This is a genomic window from Halolamina rubra (genome assembly GCF_000739555.1).
Classification (GTDB): domain Archaea; phylum Halobacteriota; class Halobacteria; order Halobacteriales; family Haloferacaceae; genus Halolamina; species Halolamina rubra.
On sequence record NZ_BBJN01000041.1, the window covers coordinates 1 to 13997 of the forward strand.

The 13997-nt window shown below is 69.5% G+C and carries 10 protein-coding genes and 2 pseudogenes; 3 read left to right on the forward strand and 9 right to left on the reverse strand.

The features are described from left to right. Positions 1 to 477: 477 nt before the first annotated feature. Complete coding sequence (locus ACP95_RS11660) at positions 478 to 783, reverse strand: non-histone chromosomal MC1 family protein (RefSeq protein ID WP_049981375.1); 306 nt, start codon at positions 781 to 783, stop codon at positions 478 to 480. Between the two features lie 213 nt (positions 784 to 996). On the opposite strand from ACP95_RS11660, the gene ACP95_RS11665 reads away from it, so the two are divergent. Together ACP95_RS11665 and ACP95_RS11670 are read left to right on the forward strand one after the other, a co-directional pair. Beyond that, positions 997 to 1194: a hypothetical protein gene (locus ACP95_RS11665; RefSeq protein WP_049981376.1), complete on the forward strand. Its 198-nt coding sequence runs from the start codon at positions 997 to 999 to the stop codon at positions 1192 to 1194. A 4-nt stretch (positions 1195 to 1198) separates the two neighbouring features. Next, the gene (locus ACP95_RS11670; RefSeq protein ID WP_049981377.1) at positions 1199 to 2254 is read left to right on the forward strand and encodes a quinone-dependent dihydroorotate dehydrogenase; all 1056 of its coding nucleotides are present in this window, start codon (positions 1199 to 1201) and stop codon (positions 2252 to 2254) included. Between the two features lie 24 nt (positions 2255 to 2278). Here the strand turns inward: ACP95_RS11670 and ACP95_RS11675 are convergent, their stop codons facing one another. The 7 genes and pseudogenes from ACP95_RS11675 to ACP95_RS11700 form a co-directional block, all read right to left on the reverse strand. Continuing rightward, on the reverse strand, positions 2279 to 4951 hold the full coding sequence (locus ACP95_RS11675) for a valine--tRNA ligase (RefSeq protein WP_049981378.1): 2673 nt from the start codon (positions 4949 to 4951) through the stop codon (positions 2279 to 2281). Between the two features lie 66 nt (positions 4952 to 5017). Continuing rightward, positions 5018 to 6280, reverse strand: a pseudogene (gene pheT / locus ACP95_RS11680) (phenylalanine--tRNA ligase subunit beta); the annotation flags it as partial. Positions 6281 to 6384: 104 nt separating this feature from the next. Next, a pseudogene (locus ACP95_RS16645) lies at positions 6385 to 6832 on the reverse strand (phenylalanine--tRNA ligase subunit beta); the annotation flags it as partial. Then, complete coding sequence (gene pheS, locus ACP95_RS11685; RefSeq protein WP_049981380.1) at positions 6832 to 8337, reverse strand: phenylalanine--tRNA ligase subunit alpha; 1506 nt, start codon at positions 8335 to 8337, stop codon at positions 6832 to 6834. The gene pheS and the pseudogene ACP95_RS16645, both read right to left, overlap by 1 nt. A gap of 790 nt (positions 8338 to 9127) precedes the next feature. Beyond that, positions 9128 to 10726 carry a tryptophan--tRNA ligase gene (locus tag ACP95_RS11690; protein ID WP_049981381.1) on the reverse strand — a complete coding sequence of 533 codons (1599 nt, stop codon included), beginning with the start codon at positions 10724 to 10726 and terminating at the stop codon, positions 9128 to 9130. Between the two features lie 7 nt (positions 10727 to 10733). Then, positions 10734 to 11771: a tRNA-intron lyase gene (endA, locus tag ACP95_RS11695; RefSeq protein WP_049981382.1), complete on the reverse strand. Its 1038-nt coding sequence runs from the start codon at positions 11769 to 11771 to the stop codon at positions 10734 to 10736. A gap of 99 nt (positions 11772 to 11870) precedes the next feature. Then, the gene (locus ACP95_RS11700) at positions 11871 to 12659 is read right to left on the reverse strand and encodes an endonuclease NucS domain-containing protein (RefSeq protein ID WP_049981383.1); all 789 of its coding nucleotides are present in this window, start codon (positions 12657 to 12659) and stop codon (positions 11871 to 11873) included. Between the two features lie 60 nt (positions 12660 to 12719). Between ACP95_RS11700 and ACP95_RS11705 the strand changes: the two genes are divergently transcribed. After that, complete coding sequence (locus ACP95_RS11705; RefSeq protein ID WP_049981384.1) at positions 12720 to 13367, forward strand: HAD family hydrolase; 648 nt, start codon at positions 12720 to 12722, stop codon at positions 13365 to 13367. 12 nt (positions 13368 to 13379) lie between these two features. Here the strand turns inward: ACP95_RS11705 and msrA are convergent, their stop codons facing one another. Further along, the gene (gene msrA, locus ACP95_RS11710; protein ID WP_049981385.1) at positions 13380 to 13913 is read right to left on the reverse strand and encodes a peptide-methionine (S)-S-oxide reductase MsrA; all 534 of its coding nucleotides are present in this window, start codon (positions 13911 to 13913) and stop codon (positions 13380 to 13382) included. Between the last annotated feature and the right edge of the window lie 84 nt (positions 13914 to 13997).

Here is a 13997-nt window from a genome sequence, read left to right on the forward strand (position 1 = left end):
ACTACCAAGGCTCGCATCAGATACCGTCCTGCGGCGGACCACGGGGGCGGAATCCTCATCCGTCGCGGACAGCGGAAATCCGGGTCGATCCCGGGGTGAATCCCGCTGCCCTCTGCGTATTAGTTCCGAACGCCCGTATTCACTTAAGGGCGTCGGATCGTACCGGGCTCGCGCCGAGCGAGTCCGGGTGTCACCGGGGGCGACCGCCCCGGCGACCTTCGCATTCCATTCGATGGGAGGTGAGTACTTAACCCCGTCGGAGTATCCTCGCTACGTCATGCGGTTTCACGCGGGGTGTTCACACGGGCGCACCGTCGACGGCGCAGTCGCTCTCGAGTGGAAGATACTGCGCGGCAGGAGGGCGGCCGGTCATCCCACGCTCGCACGCAGGGTCTGGCCGCGTGGTACCGCGCGTCGGGTCGGTCCGACGCGGGGAGTCATACACCTGTCGAAGCGACAGACGGCGACGGCGGCCGTCTACTCGTCGAGGTGCTCGATCCCCTGCTTGGAGACGTTCGCCTCCGTGATGACTTCGGGCATCCAGTCGGGCTTGTTGTCGGGGGCTTCCTCCTCCCAGGCCCATCCCTCGTAGATGTGTACTTTGTCGGTCCCCTTCTCCCGGAGTTCGATAGGGACGCGGTCGGCCGAACTCTCGGAGTCGGCCGGCTCGAGCCGCCGAGCGGCCTTCAGCGCCGCCTGCCGCGGCGTGTTGCCCGAGAACACGCTGTCCTCGCCATCGTCGTCCCGAAGCGCGAAGTTTCGCTTACCGTCTTCTCGTACCATGGTTTCTCTCCATGGGAGTGGTGCACAGGGTCCGATATAAAAATATCGGGGCGAACGACCCTCCTGAGCGACAGGTTTATATATGGTTGTTTTAGATTCACTCGAGATATTGGGAAAACTAGCCGCAACCAACCCGACAGAGGCTCGGGCGCGCGGCGGGCGGAGACAAACACTTTAGTACCGTCTGAAGCCAAACGGAGATAGACAGACCAGATGGTCCGCAAGAAGAAGCTCAGCCCGAGCGGGGCCAAAGACGAGAACGGCGAGTACCACAACGTCCACGTGAACCTCCACGAGGACGAGCTCGAGGTCGCCGGGATGGAGATCGGCGAGGAGGTGTTCGTGCGCGTCCGCGACGGGAAGATCATCATCCAGTCCGCCGACGCCGACGACGTGGAACACGACTTCTAGGACCATGGATCCCTACGCCGCCGGGAAACCGCTCCTGTTCGCGCTGCCGGCGGAGACCGCCCACACGCTCGTCAGCCGCGGGCTCGAGACCGTCCAGGGGACGCCCGTCGAGAACGCCCTCCGGGAGCGCTACGTCGTCGACGACGACCGCCTCGAGACCGAGGCGTTCGGCCTGCGCTTCCCCAACCCCGTCGGCGTCGCCGCCGGCTTCGACAAGAACGCCCGCCTCCCGAACGCGCTGGCCGCGCTCGGCTTCGGCCACGTCGAGGTCGGCGGCGTCACAGCCGAGGCCCAGCCGGGCAACGCCCGTCCCCGGCTGTTCCGCCTCCGGCCCGACCGCGCGCTGATCAACCGCATGGGGTTCAACAACGAGGGCGCCGACGCCGTCGGCGAACGCCTCGACGACACCGCGCTCCCGAACGTCCCCGTCGGCGTCAACATCGGGAAGTCGAAGTCGACGCCGCTTTCGGAGGCGCCCGGGGACTACCGCTACACGTACGAGCGCGTCGCGGACGCGGGCGACTACTTCGTGATCAACGTCTCCAGCCCCAACACGCCCGGCCTGCGCTCGCTCCAGAACCGCGACTCGCTGGAGGCGATCGTCGACGAGCTCCAGGACGCCGGCGCGGCCCCCCTGCTCGTGAAGCTCTCCCCGGACCTCCCCGGCCCGGCGATCGAGGACTCCCTCGACCTGGTCGCCGAGAAGGGGCTCGACGGCGTCGTCGTCGCCAACACGACGACCGAGCGCCCGGAGAGCCTGCAGTCGCCCAACCAGGCCGAGCCGGGCGGGCTCTCCGGCGACCCGATCGAGGAGCGCTCGACGGGGCTCGTGGGGTTCGTCGCCGAGCGAACCGACGTCCCCGTCGTCGGCGTCGGCGGCGTCAGCGACGCCGAGGGCGCCTACCGGAAGCTCCGGGCGGGCGCGGACGTGGTCCAACTCTACACCGGCCTCGTGTACGAGGGCCCCTCGCTCGCACGCGACATCAACGAGGGGCTGCTGGAGCTCCTCGACCGCGACGGGTTCGACCACGTCCCCGAGGCCGTCGGCGCCGACCTGTAGAAGGAGCCGCGGACCGCTTCTCACCTACGCCCGCACGACGACGAGCGCGTCGTCGGTCTCGAGCATCTCGCCCTCGCCGGTGAACTGCCGCTCGCGCTCGATCGTGAACTCCTCGGCGGTGAGCTCGTGGCCCGCGACGAGGAGTCGATCGCCCTCGATCTCGTACTCGCCGCTCTCGATGCCGGCCTCGATGTCGGGCACGTCGCCGCCGTACTCCGGCCCGACGACCGAGTAGTCGAGGTCGATCCCGGTGACGACCGACTCGATTTCGGGCTCCTCGTCGAGCGTCTCCAGCGTCCCGACGTGCATCACGTTCCGGATGTCGTGCTCGAACCCGTCGACGTCGCCGTACACCGCCACGGTGTCGAGCTCGGCGTTCAGCGGGAGCTGGCGCTCGCTCTTGTAGCGCCGGAGCGCGCCGACGACGGCCATCGCCGTCTCGCCGGCCGCGTGGTCGGCCTCGATCCCGGTCGGCTCGGGCCAGGCCGTGCGGTGGATGCTCTCGAACCCACCGTCGGCGGCGGCGTCGCCGGCCGGGGCGCGGGGCGCCTCGGTGCCGGCGTACAGCTCCTGCCAGATCTCCTCGGTGATGTGGGCGAGCACCGGTGCGAACAGCTTCAGGAAGCGACGGTGCGCGACCGCGAGCGTGTACTGCGCCGACGCGTCGTCCTCCTCGCGGACGCGCTGTTTGGCGATCTCCAGGTAGTCGTCACAGAACGTCCCCCAGAAGAAACTGCGGAGGCTGTCCCGCGCCTTCGAGAACTCCCGGTTCGCGAGCTTCTCCCGGACGAACTCCGCCTCGGCGTCGAGTTCGGCCAGCAGCCAGCGGTCGAGCGCCGACAGCTCCTCGTCGTCGATCTCCGGGGGCGTCTCGGGGGTGAGCGAGTCGACCAGCTTCGAGGCGTTCCAGAGCTTCTGGAGCAGCTTCTCGCCAGCGCGCAGCCCCTTCTCCTGGTACGGCAGGTCGTCGCCGATCGAGCTCCCGGCGGCCCAGAACCGCGCGGCGTCGACGGGGAACTGCGCTTTGACCTCCTGGGGCGAGACGACGTTCCCCTTCGACTTGGACATCTTCTTGCGGTTCTCGTCGAGCACCATCCCGTTGATCATCACGGAGTCGAACGGCACCTCGCCGGTGTGCTCGTAACACTTCACGACGGTGTGGAACAGCCAGAAGCTGATGATGTCGTGGCCCTGCGGCCGGAGATCCATCGGGAACAGCTCCGGGTTCTCCATCGTGAACTCGCCGGCGTCCTCGTCCCAGTCCCAGCCGGCGTTGATCAGCGGCGTGAGGCTGGAGGTCGCCCAGGTGTCGAACACGTCGTCCTCCGGGACGAACTCGTCGTGCCCACACTCGGGGCAGGCGTCGACGGGCGGGTCGTCCGAGAGCGGATCGACGGGCAGGTCGGCCTTCTCGGCCATCACCGCCTCGTCGCAGTGCTCGCAGTACCAGACCGGGAACGGGATCCCCGAGGAGCGCTGGCGGGAGATACACCAGTCCCACTGGAGCCCCTCGATCCAGTGTTTGTAGCGCGAGAACATCTTCTCGGGGTACCAGTCCATCTCGCGGCCGGCCTCGAGGTACTCGTCGGTGCTGTCGAGCATCTCGACGTACCACTGGTCGGCGACGAGGAACTCGACGCCGGTGCCACAGCGCTCGTGGACGTTGACGGTGTGGGTGATCGGCCAGCGGTCGAGCAGCGCGCCGGTCTCGTCGAGGTCGGCGACGATCGCCTCGCGGGCGTCCGCGGAGGACATCCCCTCGTACTCGTCGGCGACCTCGGTCATGTGGCCGGACTCGTCGATGGCGACCCGGAGGTCCAGGTCGTGGGCCTGGTACCACTCGATGTCGGTCTGGTCGCCGAACGTACAGGACATCACGATCCCCGAGCCGGTCTCCATGTCGACGCGGTCGTCGGCGATGATGGGCACCTCGTGACCGAACAGCGGGATCCGGGCCTGCTCGCCGACGAGGTTCTGGTTCTCGTCGTCGTCGGGGTGGACGAACACGGCGACGCAGGCGGGCAGCAGTTCCGGCCGGGTCGTCGAGATGGTGAACTCCTCCTGGCCCGCGGCCTCGGCGTCGACGACGTCGAAGCTGATGTCGTGGAAGTGGCTGTCCTGCTCGTCGTCCTCGGTCTCGACCTGCGAGATCGCGGTCTCACACTCCGGACACCAGATCGCCGGCGCGCGCTTGCGGTACTCCTTCCCCTGCTCGTAGAGATCGATGAAGGAGAGCTGGGAGATGCGCTGGACCCGCGGCTCGATCGTGCGGTACGTGTTGTTCCAGTCGATCGAGAAGCCGAACGACTGCATGTTCTCGGTGAACTCCTCCTCGAACTCCGCACAGACCTCACGACATTTCTGCTGGAACTCCCGGCGCTCGAAGTCCTGGTGGCGGATGTCGAGTTCACGCTCGGTGAGCCGCTCGGAGGCGATCCCGTTGTCGTCGTAGCCGAACGGGTAGAACACCTCCTCGCCCTGCATCCGGGTGAACCGGGCGACGATGTCCTGCAGCACCGTCCCGTACACGTGGCCCCAGTGGAGGCTGCCCGACACCGTCGGCGGCGGCGTGTCGATGGCGAAGGCCGTGTTCGGGTCGTCTACCTCGCCCTCGCGGTAGGCGTAGGTGTCCTCGTCGAGCCACCGCTCCTGCCACTTCTCCTCGACGGCGTCGGCGTCGTACGGGCCGCTGGGCATGTTGGGTGAACGTTCCCGTGAACGCCTGTTAAATAGCTCGGTCCGGTGAAGGGCGCTCTCCGGGGTTTACTCCGCCAGCGCGTCCAGCCGGAACTCGAAGGCGGCCACGGGCACCTCGAGATCGCGCTCGACCAGCACCGCCGGGTGAATTTCGCCGACGACGCCGACCGACTCGCCGTCGATCACGACCTCGGCCGCGCGGCCGTCGATGAAGCTCGGGTGCTCCGTCGCCGGCGTCTCGAGGGCTGCGTCGAACTCGCCGACGAGCGCCTGCAGCTTGCCCTTGACGTCCTCGTACGTCGCGTCGGTGCGCGCGATCGCGGCCGCGACCGTGCGGTGCTCGGCGACGTGGGTGTTCTCGCCGTCGTCGCGCTCGGCGACGAAGCCCACTTCGGCCAGCTCCTGCGGGTAGCGCCGGTGGGTGTTGTTCTCCAGGACGTGCATGATCGAGGGGAGCGCCCAGGTCCGGAGCTGGGTGTAGTCCTCGCTGTAGGCGCTGGTGACCTCGACGGCCTCGCCGCCGCCCAGCGCGTCGGCGCCTTCCTCGACGCCCATCCGGTCGTAGTTCTCCTCAGGGCTGCTCAGGTGGAAGTTCAGCAGGTCCTCGAACCCGAGCCCGACGAGCGCGGTCCGGGTCGCCCGCTCCAGCCGGCTGCGCTCGTGACGGCCGCCGATGGTGCCGATGTCGGGGTACTCCGGTTCGAGGTCGCCGAAGCCGTACGCCCGCCCTACGTCGTCGACGAGGTCCGACGGGTGGAGCACGTCGACGCGGTACGGCGGGATCTCGACCTCGTACTGGGTCTCCTCCCCCAGGTTCGTCGTCACGTCCAGCCCGGAGCGCTCGAACAGGTCGACGACCGCCTCCATCTCTAGCTCGATGCCGAGGGTGGTCTCGATCCGGTCGTGGGAGACTGTCTTCTCCCGCGTGTCGAGTTCGGGGCGGACCAGGTGATCGCCGGCGTGCTCGCCCGGTGCGTCGTCGTCGTACACGACGTCGACCGCCTCGATCGTGGCGCCGCGGGCGTCGAGCGCGTAGCAGATGATCGCCAGCATCCGGTCGATCGTCCACTGGTCGGTGCCCGTGAGTTCGACCAGCAGCTCCCGGGATTCGGTGGTGACCTCGGTGCGCTGGCCGTTGATCACCGGCGGGAACGAGAACAGCCCCAGCTCGTCGTAGATCGCGGGGTAGCGCCCGTACTCGCTCACGAGGTCGGCGTACGTCTCGCCGGTCGGGTGGTCGGTGAGCACCTCGGCGGGCGTCATCCCGCGGTCGGCGTCGAGCGGGACGAACTCGTCGCCGTCGGGGGCGACGCCGCGGTAGCTGATCGTCGGCCCGCCCACGTCGGTCGGCCCCTCGTCGCCGCCGACGGGGGTGAGGTCCTCCGGCGGTTCGAGCTCGTTGTCCTCGCCGACCTCGCGCTGCTCGATGCGCTCGCCCTTCAGCATCGCGAGGTCGTGGATGCCGATGGCGCCCTTCGCGCGCTTGCGACCCATCGTCGCGTGGAGCTTCTCCTGCAGCTGGATCAGCGAGTCCAGCGCGTCGTCGTCCAGGTCCACGCCGCGCACGACCGCGCCCGCGACGTACGGGCGCTCGGCCGGCACGGAGTCGTCGACCTCGATGGTCCACTCGGCGTCGTTCGTGTCGGGGACGTACACCCCGCGGTCGTCGCCGTACTGGTAGCGCAGCGAGCGGGCGACGCCCTCGACGGAGAGCCGGTCGAGCCGGTCGGGCGCGAACTCGAACTGCAGGTCGCCGTCCTCGGTCTCGCCCTCGAACTCCAGGCCGAGCCCGAACAGGTCCTCCTTCAGCTGGTCGTCCTCCTTCTCCTCGTGGCCGGTCAGTTGGCGCAGTTCGTCAGTGTCGATGTCGACGACGGGCATCAGTAGATCACCTCCGCGTTCCGCAGGAACTCGAGGTCCGCGAGCGTGCCGTGCAGGTCGCGGATGTCTTCGGCGCCGGTGTACAGCATCGCCAGTCGCTCCAGCGCGAGCCCCCAGGCCATCACGTCACACTCCACGCCCAGCGGCGACAGCACCTCCTCGCGGAAGATGCCGCTGTTGCCGATCTCGATCAGCTCGCCGGTCTCGGGGTGGCGGCCGAACAGCTCGAAGCTCGGCTCCGTGTACGGGTTGTAGTGCGGTTTGAACTGCACGTCCGTGATCCCGAACTGTCGGTAGAACTCCTCGAACGTGCCCATCAGGTCGCGCACCGAGAGCTCCTCGGCCATCACCCAGCCCTCGATCTGGAAGAACTCCAGCAGGTGGGTGGCGTCGATGGTGTCGTTCCGGTACGCCTTCTCCACCGAGAAGTAGCGCTGGGGCGGTTCGAGGTCGCCCTCGGCCGCGCCGGAGAGGTAGCGCATCGACAGCGAGGTAGTGTGGCCCCGAAGCGCCACTTCCCGGGCGAAATCCTCGCTCCACGGCGAGTGGTAGCCGTCGCCGTCCGAGCCGACCCCGTTTCGGTGGGCGTTCTCGACCGCTTGCAGGAGCTCCTCCGGCAGCTCCTCGATGGGGTCCACGTCCAGCGCGAACCGGTCCCAGTGGGTGCGCGCGGGGTGGTCCTGGGGCATGAACAGCGCGTCGTTGATCCAGAAGTCCGCGTCGGCGTGGGGGCCGTCCATCTCCTGGAACCCCATCCCGACGAGCACGTCCTTCACGCGCTCGCTGGCCTGCCGGAGCACGTGGACCTTCCCCGCGCCCGCCTCGGCCGCGTCGGCCTCGACGTTGTAGTCGGTGAACTCCACGTCCGCCCACTCCCCGGAGGTGAGCATCTCGGGGGTGAGTCGGTCGGCGGTCTCGGCGGCCTCGACGCCGGCCATCAGCGCGTCGACGCCCGCGTCCGTGAGCAGCACGGAGCGGACGGTGCGCTCCTCGCGCTCGATCAGGCCGCGCTCGTCGAGTCGGTCGAGGAGGGCGTCGTCGTCGACGGGCTCGCCCGCCGCGATCCGTTCGAGCGCGGCGACCTCGGGGTCGCTGTCGGGGTCTGCGTCGGGGTCGGCGGAGACCTCGCCGCTGTCGATCTCGCCGTACCCCTTCCGGGCGAAGTTCGACAGCGCGATGTCGACCTGCGGGCCCTCGAGCCCCGAGGCGCCGATGACCTGCCCCATCTGGACGGGCGCCTCGTCGGCGCCGGCCGCGACGGCCGCGCGGTAGAGCCGCACCTCGGGGAGGCCCGCCTCGAGGTACTCGCGGGCCTCGTCGGTGAGCGAGACCGTCTCCTCGGTCTCGCTGTCGACCTCGAGCAGTCCGTCGTCTTCGAGTTCGAAGACGGCAGTCCTGGCTGCCGCCTCGTCGATCCCCGCCGCGGCGGCGAGGGCGGGGATCGGCTGTGCGTCGGTCGCGCTCGCGGCCTGCAGGGCCGCGACCTGTCGTTCCGGAAGTCGCATGTGGTGAGTGGTGTGTGTCGCTGATCGGTCACCCCGGCGTCGTCGCTCCGGGGGCGGTGCTGCCCGCTCGGCCGGTTTCGCCCGGTCCGCACCGCTCCCGGGCTCCGCCGACCGACTCAGGCGAAGAAGAACCCGACCCCGCGACCGGCGGCTGCGAGGCGATTCGTGCGGGCGGCGGTGTCGGGCGCCATACGTCGTCGTTCCTGCGCTCTCGCAAAAAGCTTCCGCGAACGACCCGTCAGCAGGTGCGTCGTTCGCGTCAGGCGTCAGTTCGGTTGACGGAGGGGCGGACCACGACCGCGACAGCATCCCGACCGTTGGCCACTTGTGACCGCGATGCGCCGGGCACGAGGCCCGGCGCGGTATCCAGTCCCCACTCCTCCCCCCGCGGCGCCGATGTGGCGCCCGCGAGGCGTCCACCCCGACCGCACCTGCGACCGCCGCGGCGCGCGACGTGAGCGCGTCGGCGCGAACGAGCGCGCGAGGGACGAGTGAGGCGAGCGAAGCGACGCCGAACGAGTCGGCTGGGGAGGCAGTGGGCTGTGCGGTCGGGTGGGACTGAAAGGGGCCGGGCTCTGCGGGACGGCGGGCGACGCTCCCGCGAGCGAAGCGAGCGGGAGGCAGCGAGAGCCGAAGGCTCTTGCACGCTAAGCACGTGAACGAGCGGAGCGAGTGAGCGCGCGCAGCGAGCCCCCCGACCGCAGCGCCCGGGGGCTTTCACGGGGTTCGAGACCACGACTGCGCGGCAAACACCGAAAAGAACACCGCAAAATACTGCTACGTGTCGGTCTTAAACCGCGTCTTCCTCCTCCTGCCCGCCCAGCCCGCGCCGATCGCTACTCAGGTCGATGTCCACGTCCTCGAGGATCTCCTTCGCCTCCTCGCGTTTCTCCTGGTGCTCTTCGAGGAACTCCCGCATCAGCTCCGCGGCCTGCTCCTTGCAGCCGCCACAGAGCCGCTCGCCGCCGGCGCACTCCTCGTACACCCGGGCCGCGAACTCGTCGTCGCTCTCGGCGAGCAGGTAGGCGTACAGCTCGTACACCGGACACTCGTCCGGTTTCCCGCCGAGTTCGCGCTGCTCCTCGGCGGTCGCCCGCCCGCCCGTGGCGGCGGACTTCACCTTGTCGTAGCCGTCCTCGGGGTCGTCGAGCAGCGAGATGTGCGACGCCGGCACCGAGGAGGACATCTTCCCGCCCGTCAGCCCCGTCATGAACCGGTGGTAGATCGACGACGGCGCCTGGAACCCGTAGCCGTCGTGCTCGATCTCGACCTCGCGGGCGATCTCCTCGGCGTCCTCGGGGTCGAGGTCGAAGCTGTCGATGTGGGCGTCGTACCGGCGCTTCTCGCCGGGGATCGCCTCGATCAGCGCGTCGAAGGCCGCCTCGTTGGCGTTGCGGTCGAGGAAGCGAACCCGGGGCCGGATCGGCTCCTTGCCGCCGTTCTCCAGCTTCTCGTACAGCGACTCGTACGTCGCCTCGTCGACGCCCTCGCCCATGCGCGACACGATCTCGACGGTGAGGTGGTCGGCGGCGTCCTCACACCGCAGGTCGTCGGTGTCGACGTCGTCGCGCTCGGTCAGGTCGTCGTACAGCTCCCGGAACAGTTCGCGCTCCCCGTCGTCGAGTTCGAAGCTCGCGAACGCCTCGGTCACCTTGAAGTAGCGCATCCGGGCGGCGGCGTCGCGGGCGAACCGGACGTGGGGGTCCTGGTCCGGCCCCACCGGAATCACCGTCGGCATCGGTTCGTCGAGCTGGGGGTAGAGGATGTCCGCCAGCTGGGTGACGACCGACTGCATGTGGCTGACGTTCGTTTCGCCGCCGAAGCCGTAGATCGCCTCGAACTCGGAGAAGTTCGTCGTCGAGCCGATCTCGAAGGCGAGATCCTGCAGCACGCGGTTGTCCGACTGGCGGTAGAGCTCGCCGTCCTCGACGTCGAACCCCAGCGCGATCAGCGAGAGCAGGTAGCTCCGGGCGTGCTCGTCGATCTCGTCCCACGACATCCCGCGGGCGGAGTGGGCCTCGAGGTCGGCGATCAGGCCGTACACCTCGCCGCCCTGCTGCTGGTGCCAGATGAGCTCGTCGAACACCAGCTTGTGGCCGATGTGGGGGTCGCCCGTCGGCATGAACCCCGACAGCGCCGCGAACGGCTCGTCGTTCGCCATCGCCTCGGCGACGCGCTCGTACTCGCGGTGGCCGAAGATGGCGCCACGGCGCATCAGGTAGTGCGGGTCGGGGACTTCGTCGGCGTCGAACTCCTCGATACCGAACTGCTCGAACAGCTTGCGGTAGTCCTCGATGGTCGAGGACCCCCACGGGTCGAGGGCGACGTCGTCGCTCGATACGCTGTCGGTGCCCCCGTCGGTCTTCGGTGTGGGTTGGTCCTCGGTCATCGGTAGATCACGGCGTGATTCGCTCGACGCAGAGCCAATCTATGCCGTCACTCGGCTCGGTCAGCGCAAAAACCATTCGCTTGCGAACCCCGCCGGCCAGCCGCACGTCGAGCGACAGCTCCCGGGGGAGGAACTCGTGGCCGGGCTCCACCACCCGGACCAGCTTGTCCGAGTGACCGAGATCCGAGACGCCGTCGAACTCCTCGTACACCCGGAAGTCGGCGCCGAACTTGAACCCGGACTTGGGGACGGTGCCGGCCGCCCGCAGCGCCTCGTAAGCCGCGTAGCGCCGGCGGAACCGCTCGCCCTCGACGGCCTCGGCGTGGCCCTGCACGGTCGCGGCGTCGACGTCGAGACAGCCGTGGTGGGCGAGGTAGGCGGCCTCGAGCAGCGAGAGCTGGAGCGGGCCCGAGTCGGCGTTCCGGCCCGCGAGCCGCTGGCCGAAGAAGCCGTCCGCGTACAGCGCTGCGGGCGGGTCCCAGACCAGTAGCCGGTCGTCGGTCAGCGTCGCGTCCAGCGAGTCCGGGAGCGGCGGGTCGGCAGTGCCCGACGGCGAGAGCCACTCCGTCCCGAGGTAGGTGAGCTCGCCGTCCTCGTCGACGACCGCGAGCACGTGCTCGTCGATGCTCGCGGCCGGCAGCGGCGCTCGCTCGCCGACGACACGGAGCCGGTAGGCGATCTCGTCGTCGCTCGGCCCCTTCCCGCGGGGGTAGACGACGAAGTCCGTCGCGTCGTCGACGCCCGGGTCGACCCAGCCGTCCCGGGCGGGCGAGAGGTAGAAGCCGCGATCGCGGAGGTCCTTGTACACGACGAACTCAAGGACCGCGTCGGTGCGAGTCAGGAACTCCCGGAACCCCAACGACGCCCCCGAGTCCCCATCGACGACGGCGTCGAGGTCGCCCCGGTAGAGCAGGTGGGCGGCCTCGACCGGCGCGAGTTCGAGGTCGCTCCCGCCGGCCGGGCGACCGTACCCCCCGGAGTCGTAGAACCGCTGTCTGGCGTTGCCCGAGAGGTGGACGACGCCGTCGCGAAACGTCCCGTTCATGGGGCTACCTCCCGGGGCGGCAGGTATAGGGACTGTGATAGGGCGCGGCGTCGCCCTGCCGTCGGCGTCGATGCACGCCGGCGACCCCGGAACGGTCGCTCAGGGCCCGGAGGTGGTCTCGACCCCCGACTCGTAGTACTCGTCGCAGGTCCCGTCCAGACAGCGCCGGCCGGCCGCGGTCTCGAACACCGGGAGCCCGCAGGGGCACTCCCCCACCACCTCCCCCGCCGGGATCGAGAACGTCGTCTCGCAGTCCGGGTACGCCTCGCAGCCGAGGAACGGGCGGTTCCCGCGGGCGACGACGCCCAACGGCTCGCCGCAGTCCGGGCAGTCCCACCGGCCGTCGAGCGCGTCGGCGACGGCGTCGGCCAGCGAGTCGCACTCCCAGTCGACACAGAGCTCGAAGCGCTCGCCGCGCTCGACGCGCATCGTCGGCAGCCCGCAGTCCTCGCACGGCTCGTCGAGCACGGTCGCGCCGGCGGGGAGCCCGTAGGCGGCGTCACAGCCCAGACAGGTCACCTCCCCGCCGGCGCGCACGAGCGCGTCGCCGCAGTCGGGGCAGCAGCCGACCGGCACGCCCGCCCCCGTCGCGGGGTACTCCCGGCGCCCCGTCGGCGCCTCGGAGACGACGCGGAGCTCCTGGTCGCCGCTCCGGGCGACGATCGAGAAGGAGTCGCCCTCGGTCTCGGTCGTGAGTTCGTCGGCGCGGGTGAGCCAGGCCACTGGCTGGTACCCCTCGGCGTCGTGGACCAGCACGGTGCGGTCGGGCTTCACCACGACCACCACGTAGCCGCGCTGGGTGCGCTCGCGCTCGCCCTCGAACTCGACGGTGCAGTCGCCCGCGAACAGCCGGATCGTCTCGGTCACGCGCGGGAGTGGTCCCGGCATCCCCCTTGAGCGTCGGCCCGAAACCCCAAACGCGATGGCGCGGGCAACGGTACGGCGGTCATGGACGCGCTGCTGTTCGACATGGACGGCGTCGTCGTCGACTCCGAGGATCACTGGCACCGCGCCGAGCGCGAGGAGCTGTTACCGGGCGTGCTCGACGGCGAGCGCCCGGATCTCGACGAGATCACGGGGATGCCGTACCGCGAGATCTACGACTACCTCGACGCGAACTACGAGACGACGGCCTCGAAGGAGGCGTTCGTCGACCGCTACGACGAGACCGCGGCGGGGATCTACCGCGAGAAGGTGGAACTGCTCGACGGGTTCGGGGAGATCCGGGAGGCGGCCCGCGCGGCCGGGGTGCCCGTGGGGCTCGTCTCGTCGTCGCCGCCGACGTGGATGGGGTACGCCCTCGACCGGTTCGACCTGGAGTTCGACCTGGTGCTCTCGAACGACGAGGTCGCGGGACCGGGCAAGCCGGAACCGGACATCTACGCGGCGGCCGCGGACCGCCTCGGCGTCGATCCGGCGGCCTGCGTCGCCGTCGAGGACTCCCGGAACGGCTCGCTGGCGGCTCGGCGGGCGGGGATGGTCGTCGTGGGCTACCGCGTCGTCCACAACGCCGACACCGACCTCTCGGCGTGTGACGTGGTCTGTGACGGCGCGGCGGAGCTACGGGAAGAACTGCTGGAGCGGCTCGAGAACTGAGCGCCGAGTCCGTCAGGCCTGGGCCTTCTGCTCGAACTTCTCGCGGACCTTCTCGATCTTCGGCTGGGCGTGCATCGTGCAGTAGGCGTCGTCGGGGTTCTTCGCGAAGTAGTTCTGGTGTTTCTCCTCGGCGCGGTAGAACGTCTCGAGGGGCTCGATATCGGTGACCACGTCGTCGTCGTAGCCGCCCTCCTCGTCGAGGGCGTCGACGTACGCCTCCGCGATCTCCTGCTGCTCCTCGTCGTGGGTGAGGACGATGGAGCGGTACTGGCTGCCCACGTCCGGCCCCTGGCGGTTCAGCTGGGTCGGGTCGTGGATCGTGAAGAACACCTCCAGCACGTCGTCGTACCCCAGCACGCTCCCGTCGTACTCGACCTGCACCACCTCGGCGTGGCCGGTGTTCCCGGAGCAGACCTCGCGGTAGGTCGGCTCCTCGGCGTGGCCGCCGGCGTAGCCGGAGGTCACGTCCTCGACGCCCGCGAGCTCCTCGAACGCGGCCTCGACACACCAGAAGCAGCCGCCGCCGAGTGTCGCTGTTTCGGTCATACCCACCGGTACGGCCCGGGAGCGTATGTATGTGGCGCGAACGGCAGTCGTCGACGCCCCGCGGAGAGTCCGGCCCCGTTTCGG

What these genes read in the sequence shown, in the direction of transcription:
- ACP95_RS11660 (WP_049981375.1), bottom strand. Translation starts at nt 783, where the DNA reads ATGGTACGAGAAGACGGTAAGCGAAACTTCGCGCTTCGGGACGACGAT.
- ACP95_RS11665 (WP_049981376.1), top strand. Translation starts at nt 997, where the DNA reads ATGGTCCGCAAGAAGAAGCTCAGCCCGAGCGGGGCCAAAGACGAGAAC.
- ACP95_RS11670 (WP_049981377.1), top strand. Translation starts at nt 1,199, where the DNA reads ATGGATCCCTACGCCGCCGGGAAACCGCTCCTGTTCGCGCTGCCGGCG.
- ACP95_RS11675 (WP_049981378.1), bottom strand. Translation starts at nt 4,951, where the DNA reads ATGCCCAGCGGCCCGTACGACGCCGACGCCGTCGAGGAGAAGTGGCAG.
- pheS (WP_049981380.1), bottom strand. Translation starts at nt 8,337, where the DNA reads ATGCGACTTCCGGAACGACAGGTCGCGGCCCTGCAGGCCGCGAGCGCG.
- ACP95_RS11690 (WP_049981381.1), bottom strand. Translation starts at nt 10,726, where the DNA reads ATGACCGAGGACCAACCCACACCGAAGACCGACGGGGGCACCGACAGC.
- endA (WP_049981382.1), bottom strand. Translation starts at nt 11,771, where the DNA reads ATGAACGGGACGTTTCGCGACGGCGTCGTCCACCTCTCGGGCAACGCC.
- ACP95_RS11700 (WP_049981383.1), bottom strand. Translation starts at nt 12,659, where the DNA reads ATGCCGGGACCACTCCCGCGCGTGACCGAGACGATCCGGCTGTTCGCG.
- ACP95_RS11705 (WP_049981384.1), top strand. Translation starts at nt 12,720, where the DNA reads ATGGACGCGCTGCTGTTCGACATGGACGGCGTCGTCGTCGACTCCGAG.
- msrA (WP_049981385.1), bottom strand. Translation starts at nt 13,913, where the DNA reads ATGACCGAAACAGCGACACTCGGCGGCGGCTGCTTCTGGTGTGTCGAG.